Annotated in this window: 25 protein-coding genes; 15 read left to right on the top strand and 10 right to left on the bottom strand. The window is 73.2% G+C overall.

All coding sequences use genetic code 11. The features are described from left to right. Positions 1–20: 20 nt before the first annotated feature. Complete coding sequence (locus ACTWPP_RS26245; protein ID WP_443107025.1) at positions 21–791, bottom strand: IclR family transcriptional regulator; 771 nt, start codon at positions 789–791, stop codon at positions 21–23. Positions 792–883: 92 nt separating this feature from the next. Between ACTWPP_RS26245 and hutH the strand changes: the two genes are divergently transcribed. The 13 genes from hutH to hutI all read left to right on the top strand — a co-directional run bounded on the left by hutH (position 884) and on the right by hutI (position 14,369). Continuing rightward, a complete protein-coding gene (gene hutH / locus ACTWPP_RS26240; RefSeq protein WP_443107024.1) occupies positions 884–2,428 on the top strand; it encodes a histidine ammonia-lyase in 1,545 nt (514 codons plus the stop codon). 12 nt (positions 2,429–2,440) lie between these two features. Beyond that, positions 2,441–4,096: a urocanate hydratase gene (gene hutU / locus ACTWPP_RS26235; protein ID WP_443107023.1), complete on the top strand. Its 1,656-nt coding sequence runs from the start codon at positions 2,441–2,443 to the stop codon at positions 4,094–4,096. Continuing rightward, complete coding sequence (locus ACTWPP_RS26230) at positions 4,093–5,292, top strand: allantoate amidohydrolase (RefSeq protein WP_443107022.1); 1,200 nt, start codon at positions 4,093–4,095, stop codon at positions 5,290–5,292. The genes hutU and ACTWPP_RS26230 overlap by 4 nt, the downstream gene beginning before the upstream one ends. Positions 5,293–5,302: 10 nt before the next feature. Continuing rightward, on the top strand, positions 5,303–6,751 hold the full coding sequence (locus ACTWPP_RS26225) for a formimidoylglutamate deiminase (RefSeq protein ID WP_443107021.1): 1,449 nt from the start codon (positions 5,303–5,305) through the stop codon (positions 6,749–6,751). A 98-nt stretch (positions 6,752–6,849) separates the two neighbouring features. Then, positions 6,850–9,678, top strand: a complete 2,829-nt coding sequence (locus tag ACTWPP_RS26220) for an AAA family ATPase (protein WP_443107020.1) — start codon at positions 6,850–6,852, stop codon at positions 9,676–9,678. A 170-nt stretch (positions 9,679–9,848) separates the two neighbouring features. Continuing rightward, entirely contained in the window at positions 9,849–10,385 is a 537-nt protein-coding gene (locus tag ACTWPP_RS26215) for a MauE/DoxX family redox-associated membrane protein (protein WP_443107019.1), read from the top strand. A 17-nt stretch (positions 10,386–10,402) separates the two neighbouring features. Beyond that, positions 10,403–10,978 (top strand): hypothetical protein, encoded by a 576-nt coding sequence (locus tag ACTWPP_RS26210; protein WP_443107018.1) that lies wholly within the window; start codon positions 10,403–10,405, stop codon positions 10,976–10,978. Then, positions 10,975–11,286 carry a twin-arginine translocation signal domain-containing protein gene (locus ACTWPP_RS26205; RefSeq protein ID WP_443107017.1) on the top strand — a complete coding sequence of 104 codons (312 nt, stop codon included), beginning with the start codon at positions 10,975–10,977 and terminating at the stop codon, positions 11,284–11,286. The genes ACTWPP_RS26210 and ACTWPP_RS26205 overlap by 4 nt, the downstream gene beginning before the upstream one ends. A gap of 79 nt (positions 11,287–11,365) precedes the next feature. Further along, the gene (locus tag ACTWPP_RS26200; RefSeq protein WP_443107016.1) at positions 11,366–11,941 is read left to right on the top strand and encodes a hypothetical protein; all 576 of its coding nucleotides are present in this window, start codon (positions 11,366–11,368) and stop codon (positions 11,939–11,941) included. Positions 11,942–11,964: 23 nt separating this feature from the next. Beyond that, positions 11,965–12,300 carry a hypothetical protein gene (locus ACTWPP_RS26195; RefSeq protein ID WP_443107015.1) on the top strand — a complete coding sequence of 112 codons (336 nt, stop codon included), beginning with the start codon at positions 11,965–11,967 and terminating at the stop codon, positions 12,298–12,300. Positions 12,301–12,336: 36 nt separating this feature from the next. Next, a complete protein-coding gene (locus tag ACTWPP_RS26190; protein ID WP_443107014.1) occupies positions 12,337–12,642 on the top strand; it encodes a hypothetical protein in 306 nt (101 codons plus the stop codon). A 26-nt stretch (positions 12,643–12,668) separates the two neighbouring features. Continuing rightward, on the top strand, positions 12,669–13,178 hold the full coding sequence (locus ACTWPP_RS26185; RefSeq protein WP_443107013.1) for a hypothetical protein: 510 nt from the start codon (positions 12,669–12,671) through the stop codon (positions 13,176–13,178). 12 nt (positions 13,179–13,190) lie between these two features. Next, the gene (gene hutI, locus ACTWPP_RS26180) at positions 13,191–14,369 is read left to right on the top strand and encodes an imidazolonepropionase (RefSeq protein WP_443107012.1); all 1,179 of its coding nucleotides are present in this window, start codon (positions 13,191–13,193) and stop codon (positions 14,367–14,369) included. Here hutI and ACTWPP_RS26175 read toward each other — a convergent pair. From ACTWPP_RS26175 to ACTWPP_RS26160, 4 genes are all read right to left on the bottom strand, one after another. Continuing rightward, positions 14,357–14,779 carry a flavin reductase family protein gene (locus ACTWPP_RS26175; RefSeq protein WP_443107252.1) on the bottom strand — a complete coding sequence of 141 codons (423 nt, stop codon included), beginning with the start codon at positions 14,777–14,779 and terminating at the stop codon, positions 14,357–14,359. The two genes, hutI and ACTWPP_RS26175, sit on opposite strands and share 13 nt — an antisense overlap. A gap of 56 nt (positions 14,780–14,835) precedes the next feature. Continuing rightward, positions 14,836–16,539, bottom strand: a complete 1,704-nt coding sequence (gene sppA, locus ACTWPP_RS26170; RefSeq protein ID WP_443107011.1) for a signal peptide peptidase SppA — start codon at positions 16,537–16,539, stop codon at positions 14,836–14,838. A gap of 80 nt (positions 16,540–16,619) precedes the next feature. Then, on the bottom strand, positions 16,620–17,108 hold the full coding sequence (locus ACTWPP_RS26165; RefSeq protein WP_443107010.1) for a PaaI family thioesterase: 489 nt from the start codon (positions 17,106–17,108) through the stop codon (positions 16,620–16,622). Between the two features lie 96 nt (positions 17,109–17,204). Further along, the gene (locus tag ACTWPP_RS26160) at positions 17,205–18,683 is read right to left on the bottom strand and encodes a serine/threonine-protein kinase (RefSeq protein ID WP_443107009.1); all 1,479 of its coding nucleotides are present in this window, start codon (positions 18,681–18,683) and stop codon (positions 17,205–17,207) included. A gap of 101 nt (positions 18,684–18,784) precedes the next feature. On the opposite strand from ACTWPP_RS26160, the gene ACTWPP_RS26155 reads away from it, so the two are divergent. After that, positions 18,785–19,642 (top strand): NUDIX domain-containing protein, encoded by an 858-nt coding sequence (locus ACTWPP_RS26155; protein WP_443107008.1) that lies wholly within the window; start codon positions 18,785–18,787, stop codon positions 19,640–19,642. A 32-nt stretch (positions 19,643–19,674) separates the two neighbouring features. On the opposite strand, the gene ACTWPP_RS26150 is transcribed toward ACTWPP_RS26155, so the two are convergent. The 3 genes from ACTWPP_RS26150 to ACTWPP_RS26140 form a co-directional block, all read right to left on the bottom strand. Next, the gene (locus ACTWPP_RS26150; protein WP_443107007.1) at positions 19,675–20,034 is read right to left on the bottom strand and encodes an ACT domain-containing protein; all 360 of its coding nucleotides are present in this window, start codon (positions 20,032–20,034) and stop codon (positions 19,675–19,677) included. Positions 20,035–20,099: 65 nt separating this feature from the next. Beyond that, positions 20,100–22,328 carry a 1,4-alpha-glucan branching protein GlgB gene (glgB, locus tag ACTWPP_RS26145; RefSeq protein ID WP_443107006.1) on the bottom strand — a complete coding sequence of 743 codons (2,229 nt, stop codon included), beginning with the start codon at positions 22,326–22,328 and terminating at the stop codon, positions 20,100–20,102. 404 nt (positions 22,329–22,732) lie between these two features. Then, on the bottom strand, positions 22,733–22,951 hold the full coding sequence (locus ACTWPP_RS26140) for a hypothetical protein (protein WP_443107005.1): 219 nt from the start codon (positions 22,949–22,951) through the stop codon (positions 22,733–22,735). A 201-nt stretch (positions 22,952–23,152) separates the two neighbouring features. Between ACTWPP_RS26140 and ACTWPP_RS26135 the strand changes: the two genes are divergently transcribed. After that, positions 23,153–23,920, top strand: a complete 768-nt coding sequence (locus tag ACTWPP_RS26135) for a GntR family transcriptional regulator (protein WP_443107004.1) — start codon at positions 23,153–23,155, stop codon at positions 23,918–23,920. A 19-nt stretch (positions 23,921–23,939) separates the two neighbouring features. On the opposite strand, the gene ACTWPP_RS26130 is transcribed toward ACTWPP_RS26135, so the two are convergent. Further along, the gene (locus ACTWPP_RS26130) at positions 23,940–25,397 is read right to left on the bottom strand and encodes a maltokinase N-terminal cap-like domain-containing protein (protein WP_443107003.1); all 1,458 of its coding nucleotides are present in this window, start codon (positions 25,395–25,397) and stop codon (positions 23,940–23,942) included. Beyond that, positions 25,394–25,775 (bottom strand): alpha-glucosidase C-terminal domain-containing protein (locus ACTWPP_RS26125; protein ID WP_443107002.1); only part of this gene is annotated, 382 nt, incomplete at its 5' end. The genes ACTWPP_RS26125 and ACTWPP_RS26130, both read right to left, overlap by 4 nt.

The following is a 25,775-nucleotide window of genomic DNA, read 5'->3' as shown; positions in this document are numbered from 1 at the left end:
GCACGTCCCGCAAGTAGTGGTCACAGGCCCGGGTGCGGTGGGCGGCCGGTCAAGCGGGTCGTCAGGAACGCCGCCGTCGCGCGGATCGGCGTTGCCAGGGCCGGCCAGGTTTCGGGTGGGTGGTCTTCGCGGCGGAAGGTGACGGTGATCGCGGCGGTGGGGTGGCCGGTGTGGTCGAAGGCGCAGGCGGCGATGCTGGCGAAGCCCTCGGTGATGTGGCCGTCCTCCGCCGACCAGCCTCGGCGGGCGTCTTCGGAGAGGACGCGGCGGAGTTCGCTGAGGGACGAGGGGCCCCGGCCGGTCCGGTCGATGAAGGTGCGGGGGAACAGGGCGCGGACCTGGGCGGCGGGCAGGTGGGCGAGCATCGAGCGGCCGCTCGCGGTGAGGTGGGCGGGCATGCGGACGCCGACGTCGGTGACGAGGGTGGCGTGCCGTGGTGGCTGCTCTTTGAGGAGGTAGAGGGTTTCCGGGCCGTGGAGGACGCCCAGTTGGGCGATCTCGCCCAGGTGGTCGACCAGGCGGCGGAGGAGGGGGCGGGCGAGGCGTTCGAGGGGTTCGTGGCGCAGGTAGGCGGAGCCGATCTCGAAGGCCGCGACGCCCAGGCCCCAGCGGCGTTCTTCGGGGATGTAGGTGACGAAGCCGTCCTCCGCCATGGCGGTGAGGAGGTGGTAGGTGCTGGAGCGGGGAAGGCCGAGCGAGCGGGCCATCGCGGAGGCGGGGAGCGGGCCGGGCGCGGAAGCGAGCAGGCGCAGGACCGCCAGGGCGCGGCGGGCGGCGGGGACCTGGCTCATGCGCGCATTGTCTCGTATGTGAGACACATCGGCAGTCGCGGGACTGGGGTAAGCAGCGGCGGGGCGTTCCAATGGTGGGTATGGGTTTTGGCATGGGGGACGCAGACGTCGAGGTCGGGCCGGAAGCGCTGACGTTCGGCCAGGTCGTGGCAGTGGCGCGGGGCGGCGCCCGGGTTTCGTTGTCGGGCGAGGCGCTGAAGCTGATCGGTGAGGCGCGGGCCCATATCGAGGAACTCTCCGCCCGGGCCAGGCCTGTCTATGGGGTTTCGACCGGGTTCGGGGCGCTCGCCACCCGGCATATCCCTCCGGAGATGCGGGCGCAGTTGCAGCTCAACATCGTCCGGTCGCACGCGGCGGGGTCGGGGCCGGAGGTCGAGCGGGAGGTCGTCCGGGCGCTGATGCTGCTGAGGCTGCGCACGCTCGCCACGGGACGGACGGGCGTTCAGCCCGTGACGGCGCGGACGCTCGCGGAGCTGCTGAACGCCGGCATCACCCCCCAGGTCTTCGAGTACGGGAGCCTCGGGTGTTCCGGGGACCTGGCGCCGCTCGCGCATGTGGCGCTGGCCTTGATCGGCGAGGGGTCCGTGCGGGACGCCGGCGGGGAGCTGAGGCCGGCGGCGGAGGCGCTGGGCGAGGCGGGGATCACGCCGGTCAAGCTCGGGGCCAAGGAGGGGCTCGCCCTCCTGAACGGGACGGACGGGATGCTCGGCATGCTCGTCCTGGCCGTCGGCGATCTGCGGCGGCTCCTCACGACGGCGGATCTCGCCGCCGCGATGAGCGTCGAGGCGCTGCTGGGCACCGACCGGGTCTTCGCCGCCGACCTGCAGAATCTGAGGCCGCATCCCGGGCAGGCCGCGTCGGCCGCCAACATGCGGGCGCTGCTCGGCGACTCGGAGATCATGGAGTCGCATCGCGGGCCCGACTGCACCCGGGTCCAGGACGCGTACTCGCTGCGCTGCGCCCCGCAGGTGAACGGCGCGGCCAGGGACACGGTCGAACACGCCGAGCTGGTCGCGGCCAGGGAGCTGGCGTCCGCCATCGACAACCCGGTGGTCCTGCCGGACGGGCGAGTGGAGTCCAACGGCAACTTCCACGGCGCCCCCATCGCGTACGTGCTGGATTTCCTGGCGGTGCCCGCGGCCGATGTCGCGTCGATGTCGGAGCGGCGCACCGACCGGATGCTCGACAAGGGACGCTCGTACGGGCTGCCCGCCTTCCTCGCCGACGACCCGGGCGTCGACTCCGGCCACATGATCGCCCAGTACACGCAGGCCGGGATCGTGTCGGAGCTGAAGAGGCTCGCGACCCCCGCGAGCGCCGACTCGATCCCCAGCTCGGCGATGCAGGAAGACCACGTGTCGATGGGGTGGAGCGCCGCCCGCAAGCTGCGCAGGGCGGTCGACGGGCTGGCCCAGGTCGTCGCCATCGAGGTCCTCACCGCCGCGCGGGCGCTGGACCTGCGGACCCCGCTGCGTCCCGGACCGGCGACCGCCGCCGTCGTCGCGAAGCTGCGGGAGGCCGTCCCGCCGCCCGGCCCGGACCGTTACCTCGCGCCCGAGATCACCGCCGCGACCGCGATGGTCCGGGACGGTTCGCTGGTCGCCGCCGCCGAGGCCGTCACCGGCCCCCTCTCCTGAAGGAGCGTTCCCATGTCAGGCCCACGTCCCGTCCGCGCGCCGCGCGGCACCTCGCTGACCGCCGCCAAGGGCTGGCCGCAGGAGGCCGCCCTGCGCATGATCCAGAACAACCTCGATCCGGAGGTCGCCGAGCACCCCGATGAGCTGGTCGTCTACGGCGGCTCGGGGAAGGCGGCCCGGAACTGGGACGCCTTCGACGGCATCATCCGGTCGCTGTCCGACCTCGAGGGGGACGAGACGCTGCTCGTCCAGTCCGGCAAACCGGTCGGGATCTTCCGGACGCACGAGTGGGCGCCCCGGGTGCTGATCGCGAACTCGAACCTGGTGCCGCAGTGGGGGACGTGGGAGGAGTTCCGCCGGCTGGAGTCGCTCGGCCTGACGATGTTCGGGCAGATGACCGCCGGGTCGTGGATCTACATCGGTACCCAGGGCATCCTGCAGGGCACCTACGAGACGTTCGCCGCCGTCGCGGAGAGGCATTTCGGCGGAACCCTCAACGGGACGATCACGCTGACGGCCGGGCTCGGCGGGATGGGCGGCGCGCAGCCCCTCGCCGTCACGATGAACGGCGGCGTCGCGATCTGCGTCGAGTGCGACCCGTCCCGGATCGAGCGGCGTGTCGAGCACCGGTACTGCGACGTCCGGGCCGAATCGCTGGACGAGGCGCTGCGGCTCGCCGAGGAGGCGAAGGCCGAGCGGCGTCCGCTGTCGATCGCGGTGCTCGGGAACGCCGCCGACGTCGTCCCCGAGCTGCTGAGCCGCGGCGCCCCGATCGACATCGTCACCGACCAGACCAGCGCGCACGACCCGCTCGCCTACCTGCCGCGCGGCGTCGCGTTCGAGGACATGGCCGCCGAGCGCGACAAGGACCGGGGCGCCTTCATCGACAAGGCGCGCGCGTCGATGGCCGCGCATGTCGAGGCGATGGTCGGTTTCCAGGACGCGGGCGCCGAGGTGTTCGACTACGGCAACTCGATCCGGGGTGAGGCGCAGCTCGCCGGCTACTCGCGGGCGTTCGCGTTCCCCGGGTTCGTGCCCGCCTACATCCGCCCGCTGTTCTGCGAGGGGAAGGGCCCGTTCCGGTGGGCGGCGCTGTCCGGCGACCCGAAGGACATCGCCCGCACCGACCGGGCGATCCTCGACCTGTTCCCCGACAACGAGCCGCTGAACCGGTGGATCAGGATGGCGGGGGAGAGGGTCCACTTCCAGGGGCTGCCGTCCCGGATCTGCTGGCTCGGCTACGGCGAGCGCGACAAGGCGGGCGAGGTGTTCAACGATCTGGTGGCGCGCGGCGAGATCAGCGCGCCGATCGTCCTCGGCCGCGACCACCTCGACTGCGGGTCCGTCGCCAGCCCGTACCGGGAGACCGAGGGCATGGCGGACGGTTCCGACGCGATCGCCGACTGGCCGCTGCTGAACGCGATGCTCAACACCTCGTCCGGCGCGACGTGGGTGTCCATCCACCATGGCGGCGGTGTCGGCATCGGCCGCTCCATTCACGCGGGCCAGGTCTGCGTCGCGGACGGGACGGCCCTCGCCGCCGAGAAACTCCGGCGCGTCCTGACCAACGACCCCGGCACCGGCGTGATGCGGCACGTCGACGCCGGCTACGACCGCGCCGCCGAGGTCGCCGGCGAACGCGGCGTCCGCATCCCGATGCGCTCATGAGCTTCGAGGAGATGTGGGCGGCGTTGCTGCCCATCGGGCGGGACGAGGCGACCGGCGGCTACCACCGGTTCGTGTGGACGCCGCCGGAACTGGAGTGCCGCGCCTGGTTCCTGGACGAGGCGCGCCGCCGTGACCTGGACGTCGAGCACGACCCCAACGGGAACATGTTCGCCTGGTGGCGCCCCGCGGACGGTTCGCGCGGCGACGCCGTCCTGACCGGGAGCCACCTGGATTCGGTGCCCGGCGGCGGGGCGTTCGACGGGCCGCTCGGCGTCGTGTCGGCGTTCGCGGCCGTCGATCTGCTCCGTGAGCGGGGCCGCGAGCCGAGGCGGCCGATCGGTATCGGGGCGTTCGCCGAGGAGGAAGGGGCCCGGTTCGGGGTGGCGTGCCTCGGGTCGCGGCTGCTGTCCGGTGCCATCGACCCCGCCCGTGCACGCGCCCTCACCGACGGGGACGGCCACACGTTCGCCGAGGTCATGCACAACGCCGGGTTCGACCCCGACGCGATCGGCGCGGACGACGGCCTCATCGGGCGGATCGGGTGCCACGTCGAACTCCACGTCGAGCAGGGCCGGGCGCTGCGGGAGCCGGTCGGGGTGGCGAGCGCGATCGTCCCGCACGGCCGGTGGCGGTTCGACTTCGTCGGCGAGGGCAACCACGCGGGGACGACCGGGCTGCCCGACCGGCGCGACCCGATGCTGCCGTTCGCGGGCATGGTGATCGCCGCGCGGGAGGCGGCCGAGCGGAACGGGACGGTCGCGACCGTGGGGAAGGTCCGGGTCGTGCCGGGCGGCGTGAACGCGATCGCCTCGTCCGTCACGGCCTGGCTGGACGCCCGCGGACCGGCGGACGAGGCGGTCCGGCGGACGGTCACGGAGATCGACGAGGCCGCGCGGGTCGCCGCGCGGCCGCACCGGGTGAGCGTCGATTTCGCCGAGGAGTCCTACACCGAGATCGTCGACTTCAGCCTGGCCCTGCGCGACCGCATCGGCAAGACGCTCGGCGGCGTCCCCGTCCTGCCGACCGGCGCGGGGCACGACGCGGGCGTCCTGTCGGCCCGGCTGCCGGCGGCGATGCTGTTCGTCCGCAACCCGACCGGGGTTTCGCACGCCCCCGCGGAGTTCGCCGAACCGGCCGACTGCCTGGCGGGAGTGGAGGCCCTGACCGGGGTACTGGACGACCTGGCGTGCGGGTAGGACTCCGGATATGCAGTGGCATGCCCAGTTCGCCTGGCTCGGGGACGGCGTGGCGTCCGACGTGCTCATCGAGGCCGACGGCGAGCGGATCACCCGCGTCGCGGCCGGCGTCCCCGCCCCGCCGGACGCCGATCGCCTGCCCGGCCTGACCCTGCCGGGCCTCGCCGACGCGCACTCCCACGCCTTCCACCGGGCCCTCCGCTCCCGTGCCCAGGCCCACGGGGGGTGGCGGGGCGAAGCCGTGGAGGCGAAACACGCGGGGTGGCGGGGCGAAGCCATGGGGGCGAAGCACGGCGGGACGTTCTGGACGTGGCGCGAGCAGATGTACAAGCTCGCCGACCGGCTCGACCCCGCCTCCTACCGCGCCCTCGCCACCGCCGTGTTCGCCGAGATGGCCCTCGCCGGGATCAGTTGCGTCGGCGAGTTCCACTACCTGCACCACGGCCCCGGCGGCGTCCCCTACGACGAGCCGAACGCGATGGGCGAGGCGCTGATCGCCGCCGCGTCCGACGCGGGCATCCGGATCACGCTCCTGGACGCCTGCTACCTCAGCGGCGGCATCGGCAAGCCCCTCAAGGGCCCGCAGCTGCGCTTCGGCGACGGATCCGCCGGCAACTGGGCGCGCCGCGTCGACAGCCTGTACGAGGAGACGGACAAGGCGGGACGGCTGCACGCCCGCGTCGGGGCCGCGATCCACTCCGTCCGCGCCGTGCCCCGCGAGCAGATGCGGGCCGTCGCGTCCTGGGCGAAGGAGCACCGCGCGCCCCTGCACGTCCACCTGTCGGAGCAGCCCGCCGAGAACGAGGCGTGCCTGGACGCCTATGGCATGACGCCCACCCGCCTCCTGGCCGAGTCGGGGGCGCTCGGCGCGCTCACCACGGCGGTCCACGCGACGCACCTCACCGAGGAGGACATCGGGCTGCTCGGGACGACCATGACCGGCGTGTGCATGTGCCCGACCACCGAACGGGACCTCGCCGACGGAATCGGCCGTGCCCGCGACCTGGCGGACGCCGGCTCGCCGATCTTCCTGGGCTCCGACCAGCACGCCGTCATCGACCTGTTCGAGGAGGCCCGCGCGGTCGAGCTGAACGAGCGGCTCCGCACCCGCGTCCGGGGCCACTGGACGGCCGGGGAGCTGCTCGCCGCGGCCACGTCCAACGGCCACTACGGGCTGGGCTGGCCGGAGGCGGGACGGCTGGAGCCCGGCGCGTACGCCGATCTCGTCACCGTGGCCCTCGACTCGGTCCGGACGGCCGGTTCCGGCCCCGACCACGCGGCGGAGGCCGCCGTGTTCGCCGCCACCGCCGCCGACGTCCGGCACGTGGTCGTCTCCGGCCGCCAGATCGTCCACGACGGCCGCCACCTGCTGATCGACGACGTCCCCGCCGCCCTCGCGGCGGCGGTCACCGCCGTCACGGACCACGGCGCGCAGAGGTCACGCGGCCGGGCGGGGTGACAGTGGAAGATCCTTCCGGTTAGGTGGCGGCCCGGCGGGCTCATGCGATCATGCCCTGGTTGATCTTGAGTGGTGGATCTGGACACGGGGTGGCGCCCATGCTGTACGGCAGAGCCGCTGAGATCGCGGAGGTGGAAAGCCTGGTCGCGGGAGCGCGCGCCGGGTCCGGCGGGGCGGCGATCATCCGCGGTGAGGCGGGCATCGGCAAGACCGCCCTGCTCCGGCACGCGGCGGACGCGGCGGACGGCGCGCTTCTCCTGCGCTGCGCCGGCTCCGCGCTGGAGGAGGAGCAGCCGTTCGCGTTCCTCGAACTGATGCTGCGGCCGGTGCGGGACCGGTTCGGCGACCTGCCCGCCGCGGACGCCGAACGCCTGCGCGCCATCGGCGAACCGCGCGGCGTCGGCGAGTGGCGCGGGGTCGGCGAGTCGCGTGCCGCGCGATCTCGCCCCGAGGGGGAGCGGCGGGCCGCCGGTGAGCCGCGTGTCGTGGGGCGGGAGGGGCCGTTCGGTGTGGGGCGCGCGCTGCTGGGGCTGCTGCGCCGGGTCGCCGCCGAGCGTCCTGTGCTGTGCCTGGTCGATGACGCGCAATGGCTGGACGCGGCCTCGGTGGCCGTGCTGGCGTTCACCGCCCGCAGGCTCGGCGGCGAGCCGGTAGCGCTGCTGGCCGCCGTCCGCGGCGAGGAGGCGTTCGGGTCGTCCGGGCTCCCGGAGATCAGGCCGCGGCGGCTCGCCCCGGACGACGCCGCGGCGCTGATGCGCGGCGGCGGCGAGGACCTGTCGCCGCCCGCGCGGGAGCGGGTCCTCGCCGAGGCGGGCGGCAACCCGCTGGCGCTCAGGCTCCTGCCCGCCTCGCTGAGCCCGGCCCAGCGGGCGGGCCGCATCAACCCGATCACGTTCCACGACGGCACCACACCCCTTGCCGGAACGTTCCAAACGCGGGTGTCGGCACGGCTGGCCGCGATGGCGCCCGCGGCGCGGGTCATTCTGCTCGCCGCCGCCGCGGACGACACCGGCGACTGCGCCCGGATCTCGGCGGCGGCCGGGCGCCTCGGCGCGACCGTCGCCGACCTGGCGCCCGCCGAACGGGCCGGGCTGCTGGAGGCGGCCGGGATGACCGTCCGATTCACGCATCCGCTGGTCCGGGCCGCCGTCTACCACCGCGCCACCACGTCCGAGCGGCGGTCGGTCCACCGCGCGCTCGCCGAGTTCTCCGGGCGTGAGCAGGCCGAACGGCGGGCGTGGCACATGGCGGCCGCGGCCGCGGGACCCAGCGAGCACGTCGCGGCGGAACTGGAACGTGCCGGAAGGCGGTCGGACGCCGCCCGCGCCTATGCGTGCTTGGCGCGGGCGGCGGAGCTGACCCCGGGCGGAGCCGCCCGCGTGAACCGGCTCGCGGCCGCCGCCCGCTCGGCGGCCGAGGCGGGCCTGTTCGGCGGGGCGGCGGAACTGGCCGCCTCCGCCGCCGGGCTCGCGGCGGGCCCGCGCTCGCGCGCCGCGCTGGCGCAGGCGGAGGCGGCGGCGGAGTTCGAGCGCGGGTCGCCGCGCGGAGCGTGCCGGACGCTGCTCGACGGGGCCGCGCCCATCGGCGGCAGCGATCCGGTGGAGGCGCTGCTGATGCTGGCCGACGCCGTCCGATGCGGGTGGCACGCCGGTGACCCGCGGCTCGTGCGGGAGGCGCTGGACGCGATGGCGTCGGTCCCGGTCGCCGGGGACTCGCCGCTGGCCGCGCTGCCCCGGGCCCTCGTCGCGTCCGCGTCGCCGGGAGGCGCGGGCGAAGCCGTGGTCACGCTGATCGGCGCGGCGCGGCGGTCGCTCCCGGACGAGACGGGCCGCCGGCTGGCGGCCTCGCTCATCGCCCTCGCGGACGGCGCGCACGAGGCGGCCGCGGACCTCGTCCGGGACTGCCGGGACTCCGGCGGTGCGGGGCCGCTGCCGTACGCGCTGCAGTCGCTGGCCCACGCGCAGATCATGCGAGGCAGGCTCCGTGAGGCGCGGGAGACCGCGGCCGAGGGGCTGCGGCTGGCGGAGACCGGTTCGCGGCACCGGGCGGGTCACCTGCGCTGCCTGCTCGGCTGGCTCGCCGCGGTCGAGGGGGACGAGGAGCGGTGCGCGGCCCTGGTGGCGGCCGGCACCGAGCACGCCGCCCGCGAGGGGATCACGCCGACCGTCGCCCTGGGGACGTGGGCGCTCGCCCTCCTCGATCTGGGCCACGGGCGGAACGAGGACGCTCTGGCACGCCTGGAGGACGTTCCGGACGGCGTGCCGGAGGCGGGCCCGATGGCCGACGTCGTCCGGCAGGCGTCCGACCGGGTGGAGGCCGCGGTGCGCTGCGGGCGGCCGGAAAGGGCGGAACCCTCCCTGGCCCGGCTGGAACGATGGGCGGAGCGAAACCCGTCACCGGTCACGGTGGCGATTCTTAAACGCTGCCGGGCACTGCTCAACTCGGGACGCAAGGCCGAGCGGAATTTCTCGGAAGCGGTGGCGCTGCTGTGCCGGGAGAGTGACAGTCCTTACGAGGAGGCGCGCACTGAATTATTATACGGCGAATGGCTTCGGCGGGAACGCCGGCGCGCCCATGCGCGAGAACATCTGAGCCGCGCCATGGACCTGTTCGACACACAGGGCGCGCTGATCTGGGCGCGGCGCGCACGGGCCGAGCTGGGGGCCGCGGGCGCCCGGCAGGCGGGAGGGGCGCCCGAGGGGAACGGGACGGGCGGCCTGACCCACCAAGAGCTCCAGATCGTGCGGCTGGCGGCGGCCGGCGCGAGCAACCGGGAGATTGCGGCCCGGCTCTATCTCAGCCCGCGGACTGTCGGAAACCACCTCTATCGCGCGTATCCGAAGCTCGGCGTCCGGACACGGGTGGAGCTGCGGGGCCTGGACCTGGACGTCGCCGCCCGGGGACGGCACCGGCCCGCGCCCGATTGAGCAACCCGCCCCGGCCGATTGAGCAACCGACTCAATTCTCCTCCCTCCAGAATGTGCATTGACGCGGTGATCAAGCTGGGTTACAAAGATCACAGCGAATGAATTAGCTCCCGATTAGCCATGCGAGTTCGTCGACGAGCTCGCAGAAACCGCGTTAGGCCGGTCGGTCAATGACTGTTCACGATCTGCTTCCGGTCGCCGTGAACTCCGCGGCGGCCTCCATTCTTTTCGTCGCGGGCGTCGCCAAGACCGTTTCTCCGGTCCAGCTCGGACGATCTTTGAACGAACTCCTCCGGCTGCCGGGAAGAGGGGTCACCGCCCGTCATGTGCGCGTGTTCGCCGCGGTGGAACTGCTGACGGCGCTGTCGCTGACCGCCGCCGCCACACGGCCGGCCGCCGCATGGGCCACGGGCGTCCTGGGCGCGGCGTTCGCGCTGGCCGGCGCCATGGGACTGCTGCGCGGCGGCCGCACCGCCTGCGGCTGCTTCGGCGGCTCCGCCGACCGGCCCCTCGGCCCGTTCAACATCGTCGTCGGGGTGCTGCTCATGGCGGTCCCGGCGGTGAACCTGGTGTCGGGGATCGGCGGCGCCACGACGTACTTCTTCCAGGCCAGCACGGGGTTGTCCGGCGGCGCGCTGCTGCTGTGCCTCTGGGCGCACCGCGGCCTCGTCAAGGACTTCACCCGCCCCCTGCCCGCATCGCGATAGACGGAGGAACCACCCGCATGATGGAGATCTTCTTCGGCGCCGTGCTGCTGATCCTTGTGGCGGCGGTCGTGCTGCTCTTCGCGATGTTCGGCGAGCTGACCTCGCGGCTGCCGACCGAACGCGAGGCGGCCGCCGCCCGCGATCCCGAGATCTGGCCGCTGGAGGACGCGCGGCTCGGCGTGGAGCCCGCGAGGTGGCCCGCCGAACTCTCCGGCCTGTCCGCCGCCGGAGCCGCCGGGGCCGCCGGAATCGACGCGGCCCATCCCGTCCTGGTGCTCAGCACCGCCTGCTCGACCTGCAAGGACGTCGCCCAGCAGCTCTCGGAGGAACTCGACCGGGGCGCCGGAGGCGACATGGCCGTCGTCGTCTCCACCGCGGAACGGGCGCGCGGCGAACGCTTCGTCCAGCAGTACGGGCTGCACCGGCTCGCGCACTACGTCGACGAGGGCGGCGAATGGGTCGCCGACGAGTTCAACGTCCGGATGAGCCCGACCGCGCTGGTCGTGCGCGGCGGGCGGCTCGAGTCCGCCCTGGTCTTCCAGGACGTCCAAGGGCTGAGAACGATGGTCAACCAACCGAAGGGAGTGGCATGAGCGCGCTGACAGGCAAACGCGTCGGCGGAGCCGCGACGAGGTTCGCGCGCCGGGGGTTCCTCGGCGCCCTGGGCGCGGGCGGCCTGACCGCCGCATCGGCGGTGTTCGGCCGGTCGGAACCCGCCTACGCCATCTGCCGCAGGAACTGCTGCAACCTCCTTGTATGCCCCAACATCTCCATCTCCACCTGCCGGAACAACGCGGACTACATCTGGGGCTGTGCCATGAGCGCCTACCTGCACTGCTCCTGCTGCGAGGCGTACTACAGCGGCAAGCAGCACTCGGCCATGGACTGCCGCTACAACTGACGGGACCCGCATGGTCGTCTGGCTTGTCATCGGCGGGATCGGCGCGGTCCTGCACGTCCTGAGCCCATGAGGCCGGTCGATGGCCGGAGTCTCCGGCCCCCTGATGCGCCGCCGTCCGGCGGACGGCGCGCGCTTCCTGGCCGGCCTGGCGCTGGGCGGCGTGCTGTCGGGAATGCTCGTGGCCCTGCTGCTGTACGTGGTGGGGCGCGGGGCGCGGGAGGTGCTGCCGGAGACGCCGCGGGCGCTGGCCCTGGCGACGGTGGCGCTCGGTTTCGGTCTCGCCGACCTCGCCGGCCGCACGCCCCATGTGTGGCGGCAGGTCCCGCAGGTGCTCGTGCACCGGCTGGCGCCCGGGTTCCGCGGCGTGGTCTGGGGTTTCGACCTCGGCCTGCTCGTCACCACGCAGAAGGCGGTGTCGCTGGTGTGGGTCACGATCGCCGCCGTCGTGCTGCTGGACCCGTGGATGGCGGCGCCCGTGATGATCGGCATGGCGCTGCTGTCCAATCTCGGCGTCGTGCTGTGGAGCGTCCGCTTCACCCCCGCGATGACCGAGATGGGCACGAGAAGGGAACGGCTTTGGCTGAGATCGATCCGCGCCCTGTCCGGGACGGCCCTGGTGACGCTCGCGGCCGTGACGGCCGCCCAGGCGATCTGACCTCCGCGGAGGGGGTGATCGTGGTGACGAGGTTCGAGTGCCCCGGCCTGTGGAAGCTCCTCCTCCTCATCGTCCTCCACAAACGGATGGCGCGGGACGTGCGGCGCCGCGCGACCGGGTTCCTCGGAACGTCGCTGCTGGTCGGCTGGCGCACCCGGACGCTGCTCAACATCTCGCTCTGGCGCGACATGGAAGGCGTCCACTCGATGGGACGGGTGCGCCGGCACGTGGACGTCACCAGGGTCCCGTCGAGGCTCGGCGTCACCACGTCCGGCGGGATCTACTCGTTCACCGGCGACTGGAAGCAGGTGATGTTCGGCATCGACAGCGAGGGCGTCTCACCCGTCCGCCCGCTATGACCGAGATCCGCACGTACATCAGAAAGGGACGGTTAGATGAGTTCGGACTACCACCTGCCGACCGACCACGGGGTCGCGGTCGTGCAGGACATGAATGACGGAACGAAGAAGGTGATGGTGTGCGACGCCGTCGTCGGAGGCGAGCCGCAGAACGTCTACGCCATCCACTTCAAGTGCACCTCGCTGCGCGTGGGACCCGGTGTGCGGATGGAGCACGGCGCCGCGGGCAGCCACACCCGCCAGGTCGTCGAGGTCTTCTCCGTAGAGCGCGGCGTCGTGGAGGTGCGGACGCTGCGGCGGGGCGGGAACCCGGTCCTGGAGGCGGAGGCGCTCCGCCGCTGACGGCCGCGGGGCCGCTCGCGCGGGCGGTGGCCTGTGTCGTCCTTCTGGCCGCCGCCGGATGCTCGGCCGGTGGGCGGGACGGCGGCGCGGCGCCGCCCGACCGCTCACCGGAGACCGCCGGCGCGACGGCGGCCACCGGTCCCCAGGGCCCCGACGGGGCGCCGGGATGCCGCCCGGCGTCACCGGTCGCCCCGTACGGCGGTGACGGGCTGCCGGAGGTCCGCGCCACCGGGAACGGGATCCGGGCGCGGGGCCTGATCATGGTGCCGGGCGGGTATCCGCCGCTGCGCGCCGGGCGGGAACTCAAGATCGTCTGGCGGGTGACCGGATCGGAACCCCTGCGGGCCACGACGACCGGGCCCGACGGCCGTGACCGCCCCGTCCTCTGGGGACCGGAACGGCACGGCGGCAGCAGCTACCACCGTCCCGGCGACGAGTGGGGCGTGGGCTACCGCCTCGACGAGCCCGGCTGCTGGCGGCTGCGCCTGACCCGCGGCACCGGGTCCGCCGACGCCTGGCTGCGCGTCGCGGCGTGAGATCCTGCCCGGGTGAGCACCACTGGCACCGGAAGCACCCTCATCGCGAACATCGGGGAACTGGTCACCAACGACCCCGCCCTCGGCGGCCTCGGCATCGTCCGCGACGCCGCCCTGGTGATCGAGGACGGCCGGGTCGCGTGGACGGGCCCGTCCCGGGACGCCCCCGCCGCCGACGCGTCCTTCGACGCCGCCGGCCGGGCCGTCCTGCCCGGCTTCGTCGACTCCCACGCCCACCTCGTCTTCGCCGGTGAACGCGCCGAGGAGTTCGCCGCCCGGATGAGCGGCCGCAAGTACGCCGCGGGCGGCATCCGCACGACCGTCGAACGCACCCGCGCCGCGTCCGACGACGACCTCCGCGCCAACGTCCGCCGCCTGATCACCGAGATGGCGCGCCAGGGCACCACGACCGTCGAATGCAAGTCGGGCTACGGCCTCACCGTCGACCAGGAGGAGCGCGCCGTCCGCATCGCCGCCGAACTGGCGGACGAGGTCACCTACCTGGGCGCCCACATCGTCCCCGCGGAATACGAGGACGACGCCGCCGCCTACACGCGCCTGGCCGCGACCGACATGCTCTCGGCCTGCGCCCCCCACGCCCGCTGGGTGGACGTCTTCTGCGAACAAGGCGCCTTCGACGCCGACCAGGCACGCGAAGTCCTGCAAGCCGGGGTCAAAGCGGGCTTGAGTCCCCGCCTGCACGCGAACCAGCTCACCCAGGGCCCCGCCGTGCGGCTCGCCGTCGAACTGGACGCCGCGTCCGCCGACCACTGCACGTTCCTCAGCGACGCCGACGTGGACGACCTGGCGTCCTCCCAGACCGTCGCGACACTCCTGCCGGGCGTCGAGTTCTCCACCCGCCAGCCCTACCCCGACGCCCGCAGACTCCTGGACGCGGGTGCCGCCGTCGCGCTCGCCACCGACTGCAACCCCGGCTCCTGCTACAGCTCCAGCATGGCGTTCTGCGTCGCCGTCGCCGTCCGCGACATGCACATGACCCCCGCCGAGGCCGTCTGGTCCGCCACGGCGGGCGGCGCCCGCGCCCTACGCCGCACCGACGTCGGGCACCTGACCCCCGGCGCCCGCGCCGATGTCCACGTCCTGGACGCCCCGTCCCACATCCACCTCGCCTACCGCCCCGGCGTCCCCCAGTCGGCCGCCGTCTGGAAGGCCGGTGCTCAGGTCAGGTAGCGGCGGTTGACCCTTATCAGGGGTTCCTGGTCGCGGGTTATGTAGTCCGCGGAGAGGACCTCGGCGATGAAGAGGGTGTGGTCGCCGGCCTCGACGGTCCGGCGGGTTTCGCATTCCATGGCGCTCTGGCCTGTTTCCGGGATCAGCGCGTCCGAGTGGTCGCCACGGTGATGGGGTTCGCCGGCGAGGAGGATGCGGGCGCTGGGGCGCCCCTCGGCGGCGAAGCGTCCGGCCAGGGCGCGCTGGCCCGAGGACAGGACGGTCGCGGCCCAGCGGCTCTGCCGGTTCAGGACCTCCGTCAGGTAGGAGGACGTCGCCACGCTCGCCACCACCGTCGGCGGGTCCAGCGACACCGACATGAACGAGGTCACCGTCGTGCCGAGGTCGTCGCGGCCGTCACGGACGGTCAGGACGACGACGCCCGTCGCGAAGCCGGCGACGGCCTCGACGAAATCGGTGCCGGCGGTCAGCGGATCTCCCAGGTGCCGGGCAGGGTGAGCGGGCCGGCGGCGGGCAGGCCGAGGCGGGCGGCGAGGCCGCCCAGGGAACCCCAGGCGTCGAAGCGGGCCGAGGCGGCGGCGCGGTCCTCGCTGGACTCCGGCGGGCGCAGACGCTCCAGCGGCGAGGTGTGCGGGTAGACCCGGACAGGGGCGTCGGTGGCGAGACCGGCCTTCTTGCGGGCCACGTCGAGGGCCCGGTCGATGCCGCCCAGTTCGTCGACGAGACCGCGCTCCTCGGCGTCGGCGCCCGTCCAGACGCGGCCGCGGGCCAGCTCGTGGACGCGGTCGCGCGACAGACCGCGGCCCTCCGCGACCCGTGAGGTGAAGTCGTCGTAGATCTTGTCGAGGGAGGCGTTGACGCGTTCCCACTCGGAGTCGCTGAAGTCCTTCGTGGCGCTCGACATGCGGGCGTGGTCGCCGTTCGCGACGCTCCCGAGCGTGATGCCGATGCGGTCCAGGAGGCCGTTCACCACGGCCTTGCCGGTGACGACGCCGATCGAGCCGGTGATGGTGCCGGGCTGCGCGACGATCGTGTCCGCGGCCATCGCGACGTAGTAGCCGCCGGACGCGGCGACGTTGCCCATCGACACGATCACGGGCTTGCCGGCACGGCGGGCCAGGACGACCTCCCGCCAGATCGCGTCGGACGCGACGGCGGAGCCGCCGGGGCTGTTGACCCGGAAGACGATCGCCTTGACGTTGTCGTCCTTCACGGCGGCGCGGAACGCCGCGCCGATCGTGTCCGACCCCATCGCGGGGCCGGAGCTGGGGAGCGGGCCGCCGCGGCCGCTGCGGCCGAGCCGGATCGGGCCGTGCCCGTTGATCAGCGCGATGGCGTCCTGCCTGCCGGGCTGCGGGAGGCGGCTCGCGAGGCCGTGCGCGCGGCTGTAGCGGGCGACATACCGGAGCTGGGCGTCCTCGCCGAACTCCTTGCGCAGGTCGGCGTAGACCTCGTCGCGGTAGGCGAGGTGGTCGACGAGGTTCTCCTCCAGCGCCTCGCCGGCGAGGAAGGGGCCGCGGTCGGTCAGCTCCCGGACCTTGTCCTCGGGGAGGCCGCGGGCGGCGGCGACGGCGGCGGTGATCTGCTCGCCGATCGAGGCGACGAGGCGCTGCGACGACTCCTCGTGCTCGGGCGTGTAGGTCTTCTCCATGAACGCGTTCGCCATGGTCTTGTACTCGTGACGCTGGCCGAACCGCGGCTGGACGCCCGCCTTCTCCAGGGCGCCCGCGAAGAACGGCTCTTCGAGCGCCATGCCGACCAGGCCGACCTCGCCGGTGGGCTGCAGGTAGACCTTGTCGAAGCCGGTGGCCAGGTAGTACGGGACGGTGCCGCGGCCGCTCTCGCCGTACGTCTCCGCCCACGCGACGGTGAGCTTGCCGGCGTCCCGCAGCGCCTGCACGGCCTCCCGCAGCTCCTGGACGAGCGCCAGCCCGATGCCGCCGCTGACCTTCACGACGAGGGCGCGCACCCGGCTGTCGGAGCGGGCGCGGCGCAGCCCGTCCAGGACGTCCCGCAGGTTCGTGCGGCGCATGGACAGGATCGCCGAGATGGGATCGGACGGCGCGGTCTCCACGATGCCCTCGGTGAGGTCCAGTTCGAGGATCAGCGGGGCCGTCCGCCGGTCGCGGGCCTGTTTGATGATGTTGACGACTGTGCCGGGATCCACCATGGACCCAGCCTATGCGTTCGGGTGCGGGTGTTCCTGCGCCGCTGGTCCAGGCGGCCTCCGCCGTAAGGACCAGGCGCGGGTCAGCGCATGAACGCCTTGTTGGGGATGACGCTCGCCGACGCCTGCGCCACCGGACGCCCTCGCGTGTCGGCGATCACCGCGTTGGCGACCATGCGGGTGCTGCCGGGGTGCACGCACGTCCCGGTCACCGTGTGGGTCTGGCCGGACTGGACAGCGCGCAGGTAGTCGATGTTCAGGTTGAGCGTGAGCATCGGCAGGAAACGGTCGCACGTGCTGCTCGCGGCGAGGCAGACCGCGTTGTCGAGGATCATCGCGATGTAGCCGCCGTGGACGATGCCGCCCGGGTTGCACAGCTTCTCGGCGGGCGTCCAGGAGATCTCCACCCGGCCCGGGTCGGCGGCCGTGACGACCTGCCCGATGTAGTCGCTGATGTCGGAGATCTCGGGGAGCCGCTTGTCCCGCATCGCCCGGATGAAGTCCACGCCGGACAGCGTGTTCCACAGATCGGCGGCCTCCTGCAGGGCCTCCGGGCTCGCCTCGACGCTCAACTCGCACTCCTTGATCACAACCGACCTTCGAATGGTATTCGGTATCGCGGGCCCGGTGCTGTGCCGTTCGTCACGGGCGCCGCCCCGGCCGCGGCTTCAGCCGGACTTGCGGAGGGTGCCCCTGGTGGTGCCGATTCCCGGGGACGTGTACTCCAGCCCGTCCGCCACCTTCCTGAGCGTCAGGGTGCCGCCGACGCAGAAACCCTGGTTCCCCTGCGCGTTCTCGGGGGTCTCCTGGAACTGGACGGTCGTGTCGGACGCGCTCGTGACGGTCAGCGTGTCGTGGCAGCCCCAGTCGGGGTAGTCGGACGTGCCGCCCGTGGTGCCCGCCGCCAGGGTGATCGTCACCTTTGTGCTGGTGTCGCCCACGGTCAGCCCGCCGGTCTGGGTGACCGTGCCCGTCCAGATGCCGGCGAAGCCGGCGGGAACCTTCGCGGCGCCATCCGGGCCGTCGCTCGGGGACGCCGATGTCGTCTCCGTGGGCCCCCTCGTCTGCGGGGGCGGCGTCGTCCCGTCGGCGGCGCTCGTCGAACGGCCGGGGCCGGGGGTGCCTTCGTTGTCGGTGTTCGCGAGGATGAGCGCCGTCGCGGCGATCGCGACGACGGCGATGGCCGCGGCGCCGCCGACCACTCCCGCGATCGCGCGGCCGCGACGCCGGCGGGGTTCGGCGCCGGGGCCCGGGCCGGGGTTGTTGGGCTCCGTGGGCCCGTAGGCCGCGGGCGGGTGGCCCTGACCGGCCGGGGGAGGCGGCGGCTGCGCCCAGGCTCCGGGCCCGGCCGTGGCGGACGGGTCGACGAGGCGGACCATCAGGTCGCGGGCGGCCGGGCGGCGGGCCGGGTCCTTCGCGAGGCACTCGGTGAGCAGGGGGAGCAGCGAGGGCGGCACCCCGCCGAGATCGGGCTCCCCGTTGGCGATGCGGTGCATGGTGGCCGGGATGCTGGTCGCCGGGCCGAACGGCGGATGCCCGGTGGCCGCGTACACGATGGTGCCCGCCCAGGCGAAGACGTCCGACCTGTCCGTCGGCGGATGCCCGTCCAGCCATTCGGGGGCGAAGTACGCCGGGGTGCCGACGAGCTGGGTGTGGGTCTCGGCGTCGATGGCCCGGGCGATGCCGAAGTCGACGACGCGCGGGCCGTCCGGGCCGAGCAGCACGTTGGCGGGCTTCAAGTCGCGGTGGACGATCCCCGCGCCGTGGATCGCCGCCAGCGCGCTCGCGGTGTTCACGGCCAGCCGTTCCAGGTCGCCGCCGCGCAGCGGCCCGTTCTCCACGACGCGCTGCTGGAGGGACGGCCCGTCGATGAACTCGCTGACGACGTAGGGCGCCTCTCCGCCCGCCGACGAGTCGAGGACGGCGGCGGTGCAGAACGGGGCGACCTGCCGGGCGGCCTGCATCTCGCGCGCGAAACGGCCGCGGGCCGCGGCGTCGGTGGTCTTGAGCATCTTGACGGCGACGCGTTCCCCGGACGGCCCCTCCCCGAGGTAGACGACGCCCTGGCCGCCCTCGCCGAGGCGCCCGGTCAGCCGGTAGCGGCCGATCGTGCGCGGATCGTCGTGGTCCAGCGGGTGGGCGGGCATCGGCGGGCTCCTCGGGCATGGTCGGCGGGTGTCGTCCCCAACGACTCGTCAACCGTACTTGGCTCGGCGGACGGATGACGTCCAGCGGATATTGTCGTCGCATGGGAGACGGCGACGGCTGGGCCGGCTGCGGGCTCGGGCACACGCACTGGGGACGGTTCGGTGCGGCCGGGCTGCTGGCCTACCACCGCGACCCCGGCGGCCAGGTGTGGGTCCTGTTGCAGCAGCGCGCGTGGTGGGGGATCGGCGGCGGGACGTGGGGCATGTTCGGCGGCGCGCTGCACAGCCACGAGGACGCCGTGACGGGCGCCCTGCGGGAGACGTCCGAGGAGTGCACGCTCGACACCGGGATCGTGAACGTGCACGGCACGAGCGTCGAGGACCACGGCGGCTGGTCGTTCACGTCCGTGATGGGGTCGCTGTCCGAACTCCCGCCCGTCCGGCCCGCGTCGCGTGAGACGCGCCGCGCGGAATGGGTGCGCGCCGAGGACGTCACCGACCGCAAGCTGTTCGAGCCGTTCGCGCGGTCCTGGCCCCGGCTGCGGGACGCGATGACGGGCGTCGTGCTCGTCGTGGACGCGGCGAACGTCGTCGGTTCGCGCGCCGACGGCTGGTGGAAGGACCGCGCGGGAGCGAACGCCAGGCTCCGCGACGACCTGAAGGCCCTGGGCGCGGGCGTGAGCGGTGTGCCCGGCGGGCTCGTCCGGTTCGACCGCTGCTTCCCCGAGGTCGTCCTGGTCGTGGAGGGGGCGGCGAGACGCGTCGCCGACGAGCCGGCGAACGGGGTACGGGTCGTGGCCGCGCCCGGCAGCGGCGACGACCAGATCGTTGATCTCGTGCGCGGGACCGGGCCCGGCACGGCCCACCTGGTGGTGACCGCCGACCGGGAGCTGCGGGCCCGCTGCGAGGCGGCCGGCGCCGCCGTCATCGGCCCGCGCTGGCTCCTCGAACGCCTCTAGAACCTCTGCAACCTCTGGAACCTCTGAACCTCTCAGTCCTCGACGCGGTGGCCGGCGTCGCGCAGGGCCTCGGCCGCCTCCTTGCGCCGGTGCTCGGGGACGAGGACGAGGTCGGCGTGGTAGGTGGAGGCCACGAAGATCGGGATCTCGGCGTCGGCGAGCGGGCCCACGATCTCGGCCGGAGTGCCGGGCACGCGGAGGCCATGGCGGGCGTCGCCGTAGAAGCCGACCCAGCGTTCCGTCTCGGTGAACGGTGACGCGTCCCGGATCACGGTGAGTCCCTCGGGGGCGCGTATCAGCGCGATCCAGTCGTCGTCCTCCGGGAACGTCGCGTGCGGCAGATGCTCGACGATGAACTGGCCGGGGACGACGTGCAGGCGCTGCGCTTCCATCCCGCCAGCCTATTCAGGCACGGGCCGCCCAAGTACCGGTTGCCCACGGGCTGCCCAGGCACGGGCTACTCGGGCACGAGCCATACCGCGCCCAGAGGCGGGACGCGCAGCATCGCGGACGCGGGCAGACCGTGGCAGGGTTCGGCGGTCGCCTCGACGCGGCCGAGGTTCCCGACGCCGCTGCCGCCGTACTCGTAGGAGTCGGTGTTGACCAGCTCGCGCCAGCCGCCCTTGCGGGGCAGGCCCAGCCGGTAGTTCTCGTGCGGATTCCCGGCGAAGTTCACGATGCACGCGAGGACCGGCGGCTCCCCGTCCCGCGCCGTGCCGTACCGCAGGTAGGACAACGTGTTGCCGCCGGCGTCGTTGCCGTCGATCCAGCGGAACCCCTCGTGGTCGCTGTCGCGCGTCCACAGCGCGGGCTCGCCCTGGTAGGCGCGGTTCAGTTCGCGGACGAGCCTCTGCAGGCCGACGTGGTGGGCGCCCTCGGCGGCGTTCTCCAGCAGCCACCAGTCGAGCGGACGTTCCTCCGCCCATTCGGCGCCCTGCCCGAACTCCTGCCCCATGAACAGGAGCTGCTTGCCGGGGTGCGACCACATGTAGGCGAGGAGGGCGCGCAGCCCGGCGAACTGCTGCCAGGCGTCGCCCGGCATCTTGCTCAGCAGCGACCCCTTGCCATGGACGACCTCGTCGTGCGACAGCGGCAGGACGTAGTTCTCAGAGAACGCGTACACCAGCGAGAACGTGATCTCGTTGTGGTGGTAGTGCCGGAACACCGGCTCGTGGCGCAGGTACTCCAGCGTGTCGTGCATCCAGCCCATGTTCCACTTGAACCCGAAGCCGAGGCCGCCGAGATGGGTGGGACGGGACACGCCCGGCCACGCCGTCGACTCCTCGGCGATCGTCATGACGCCCGGGCTGCGCTTGTATACGGTCGCGTTCATCTCCTGGAGGAACGAGATGGCCTCCAGGTTCTCGCGGCCGCCGTAGATGTTGGGCGTCCACTCGCCCTCGTTGCGCGAGTAGTCCAGGTACAGCATCGAGGCGACGGCGTCCACGCGCAGCCCGTCGATGTGGAACTCCTCCAGCCAGTACGACGCGTTGGCCACCAGGAAGTTGCGGACCTCGGCGCGCCCGAAGTTGAACACGAGCGTCCCCCAGTCGGGGTGTTCGCCGCGCGCCGGATCGTCGTGTTCGTACAGGGCGGTGCCGTCGAACCGGGCCAGCGCCCATTCGTCCTTGGGGAAGTGGGCGGGCACCCAGTCCATGAGGACGCCGATGCCGGCCTGGTGGAGCCGATCGACCAGATGCCGGAAGTCGTCCGGGCTTCCGAACCGTGCGGTCGGCGCGTAGTACGACGTCACCTGATAGCCCCAGGACGGGCCGTACGGGTGTTCGGCGACCGGCAGCAGCTGCACATGCGTGAAGCCCATGTCGCGGACGTACTCGGTCAGTTCGTCGGCCAGTTCCTTGTAACCCAGCCCAGGGCGCCACGACCCGAGATGCACCTCGTACGCGCTCATGGGTTCGTGCAACCAGTCGTGTTCCTTGCGGCCGTCCATCCATTGGCCGTCGCCCCACTCATAGGACGAGGTGTAGACGCGGGACGCCGTCGCAGGAGGACGCTCGGTGCACTGCGCCATCGGGTCGGCCTTGGATCGCCACACACCGTCCGCGCCGAGGATCTCGTACTTGTAGCACATGCCGTCACCGATGCCGGGGACGAACAGTTCCCAGACGCCGGTGGAGCCGAGCGACCGCATCGGATACGCGCGGCCGTCCCAGTGGTTGAAGTCGCCGACCACGCGAACGCCTCGCGCCGTCGGCGCCCACACCGCGAAACCCGTCCCGTGCACGGTGCCGAACGCGGAGGCGTAGCTGCGGACTTGCGCGCCGAGCGCCCGCCACAGCTCCTCGTGCCGTCCCTCACTGATCAGATGCAGGTCGAGGTCGCCGAGGGTGGGCAGGTGCCGGTACGGGTCGTCCTGGAGCGTCTCGACACCGTCCCCGTAGGTGACGGCGAGCCGGTAGTCGGGGACGGCGAGGGGTGCCTTGTCCCCGTCGTCGCCCGCCAGGGACGAGCCGTCCGGGAGCGTGCCGGTGAACAGGCCCTCGTGGAAGTGGCGGAGCGGGTGCCGGTCGCCGTTCGGCAGGACGACCTCGACCCGCTCGGCGAGGGGCCGCAGCGCCCGGATCGTCACGCCGTCGCGGCCGGGATGCGCCCCGAGGATCCCATGCGGATCGTGGTGGTCGCCGCCGACGAGCCGGTCGATCTCCGCGCGCGTCACCCGTGCCATGACCTCACGGCCTCCCGTCCCAGTGCCATCACCTCAGTAGAGGTGCCCCGAGATCGGCCGGTCTCACTTCGGGAACGCACCTGTTTCCGGGAGCTTGGAAGTAGCCGAGCGGGCGGGGCTGGAGGACCGGTGGTCGAGCGGGAGCTCGTCGGTCGGTTGGCGGTGGGTGGGGCTGGAGGACGGTGCGACCGCACGGGCGGCACGACTCTTTGTCGAGGGGGTCGCGCCGATTGTGCCGACCGTGCGGTCACGTCTACCTGGCCCCAGTGGTGACATTCACCCCGCCACCCCGGGCTCCACTCCTGTGTCACCCGAGCGCCACAGGTACCTGCCGTACCGGAACGTCCCGGCCCGGTCCGCCCCCGCTCGCGGACCGGGCCGCGCCGTTCCCCAACGGTGTCCCGTCATCCGTCCCCGCGCTCCTCGCGCGTCTGGTCGAGCAGCAGCCGGCGGAGCCCCGCGGAGTCGTCGGCGGCCACCGTCCTGGCATATCCCGCCTGGAGCTGGGAGTCGCTGAGATCGCCGCTGCGGGTCGCATACCAGCGTCCCGCGTCGCTCCGCCACACCTGCCAACCCGGAAACTCCCCCTCGATGGCCGCCTTCAGATCATCGAAGTCGCCCATCAAGGTCGTCCTTTCCCCGAGGCCGCTCTTCTGTATACAAAAGTCGTACTCGGTCTTAGAGGTGTCAAGCTGTCCGTAAGCGGACCATGCCCCCGCGGATAGCGCGCGGAAGGTATGGATGAGAGGGAGGGCGAGCCAGGATCGAACACCGCGTCGAACGCCATGTCGAACGGCCGGACGGCGCGTCCGGAGGAAGGGGAGGTGACGCCGGTGCCGGACCGTCCCGCCTACCTGCGCATCGCCGACACGCTGCGAGCGGGCATCCGGGACGGCAGCCTCCCGCCGGGAACGCGGCTGCCGACCATCGCGGAGCTGTGCGAGGCCCACGGCGTCTCCGAGATCGTCGTGCGGCAGGCCATCGCGCTGCTGCGCGGCGAGGGGCTGGTCGAGACCCGCCGCGGCGGCGGCACCCTCGTCCGGGTCGTTCCCCCTGCTCGCAGGGTCGCGATGGACCGGTACCGCGCGGTGACCCGCCCCATGGCGGTCCCCGAGACCACCTTCACCCGGGACCAGGAGATCACCTGGGAGGAGTACCGGCTCGACAAGGAGTTCACCCGGGTGCGGGCCGATGACGAGCTCGGCGCGCTGTTCGAGCTGCCGCCCGGCACCGAGCTGCTGCGCCGCCGGTTCGTCTTCTACGCCCGCGGCGAGCCGCAGCAGATCTCGGTCAACTACCTGCCGTGGGACCTCGTCGGCGACACCCCGGTGTCCGACCCGGCGCGCGAGCCGTGGCCCGGGGGGACGCTCGCGCAGCTGGCCTATCTCGGCCACCCGCCCACCCGCGTCGAGGAGGCCGTCCGCTCCCGCATGCCGACCCCGGAGGAGGCCGAGACGCTCCGCATGACCGGCGGGGTGCCCGTCCTGGCCATCACCCGCCGGCTGCTGTCGGGCGCCGGTGTGATGGAGGTCTGCCGCGACATCGTGCTGCCCGCCGACCGCGTCGTCCTCGACTACTCGATCGACCTGTGAACGCCCGCCCGGCGCCGGGTCAGCCGGCGAGGCGGGCCAGGGACCGCAGGGGGACGGGCAGCCACGACGGACGGTTCCGCGCCTCGTAGCGGATCTCGTAGACCGCCTTGTCGAACTCGAACGCCCGCACCAGGGCCGCGTGCGCGGCGGGGTCGGGCCCGCCGGCCGCCGCGTAGCCGGCGCAGAACGCATCCCGGTTCCGGTCCGCCCACGCGCGGGCGCGCAGCTCCAGCGCCTCGGCCGTGTCCGGCTGCAGGTCCCCGTCCCGCGCGAGCAGGAACCTCGCCGCGTACTCGAACGAGCGCAGCATCCCGGCGACGTCCCGCAGCGGATGCGCGGGCGCCCGCCGCTCGGCGGGAGTGCGGGCCGGCTCGCCCTCGAAGTCCAGCAGCACCCAGCCGGTGTCGGTGCGCAGCACCTGGCCGAGGTGGTAGTCGCCGTGGACGCGCTGGACGGGCAGCGTCCGCGCCTCAGCCGCGACCTCGTCGAACACCGCGCGGATCGCGCGGGTGTGCGGGCGTATCTCGGGGACGGCGGAGCTGACCTCGTCGAGCTGCTCGTTCATCGCGAAGACCGACTCCCGCAGCGCCGTGGCCGGCGCCTGCGTCACCCCGAACGCGGCGGCGAGGTCGCGGTGCACCTGCGCGGTCGCCGCGCCGAGCCGCTCGGCCTCCGCGGCGAAGTCGCCGCCGGCGGCCGCGGCGTCGCCCGCCGTGAACCCGCCCGGCGTCCCGGGCGGGCCGGGCGGGGCGGGCTGGGCGAACCAGTCGCGGACGCTGGTGACGGCGAGCTGCCAGCCGTCGGTCGCGGTGCGCAGGAACTCCGAGAGCAGCGCCAGCGTGACGGGCTCGCCCCCGGCGGCGCTCCCGATGCCGCCCGCCCCCGGCTCCAGCTCGATCCAGCCGTGCACGGCGGCGATGTGCTCGCAGCCCTCGCGGGACAGCGCCAGGTTGACCTCCAGGTCCGGGTTGACCCCGGGGGAGAGGCGGCGGAACAGCTTGCAGATGTAGGCGTCGCCGAAGACGAGCGAGGTGTTGCTCTGCTCGGCCCCGATGGGGAACCCCTCCAGGTCCGTGCGGACGCCGGTGCCGGGCGCGCGGCGGAACTGCAGCGGGCCGACCAGCGTCTCGTTGGCCATGTAGGTCAGCAGCGGGCGGGTGAGCTCCGGGTCGTACGCGGCGTCGTAGACGTAACCGGTGATCCCCGGTTCCCCCGCCGGCCGTCCGATCACGCAGGAGCGCAGCCGCTCGGGCAGGTCGCGGCGGACGCCGAGGAGCAGCTGGTAGTGGTCGGTGGTGCCGTCCTGGGTGACGTCGAGGATGAGGTGGTGCAGGCCCGGGTCGCCGGTGCGCAGTTCGGTGGCGGTGCCGATCGACAACGCGTCGACGGGACCGTCCTTGCCGCCGAACCACCGCTGGCGTGGCAGCCAGCCGGCCAGGAGCCGTGCGAGGGATTGGTCGGGCGGCGGCACGGTCACATCACTCCTTCTCCCGGGTCGCGTTCCTCGGGCGGCGGCGGCAGCAGGAACCAGTAGAAGCCGTGCCCGGGCAGGGTCAGCAGGTAGGGCAGGTCGCCGATGGCGGGGAACTGGACGCCGCCCATGCATTCGATCGGGGTGGAGTCGCGGAAACGCCGCAGGTCCAGTTCCACGGGCTGCGGGAACCGGGACAGGTTGTTCACGCAGAGGATGGTGTCCATGCCGCCCCACTGGTTGCTGTCGCCATTGCCGATCTCGCGGGTGAAGGCGAGGACGGAGGGGTTGGAGGCGGAGAGTTCGACGTAGGAGCCGACGCCGAAGACGGGGTGGCGTTGCCGGATCTCGATCATTTTGCGGGTCCAGTGCAGGAGTGATCCG

The sequence above is a fragment of the Actinomadura sp. 3N407 genome (genome assembly GCF_052245875.1).
In the GTDB taxonomy this organism is placed as follows: domain Bacteria; phylum Actinomycetota; class Actinomycetes; order Streptosporangiales; family Streptosporangiaceae; genus Spirillospora.
Note: the sequence above shows the minus strand (reverse complement) of the source record. Positions and strands in the feature narration are given on the sequence as shown.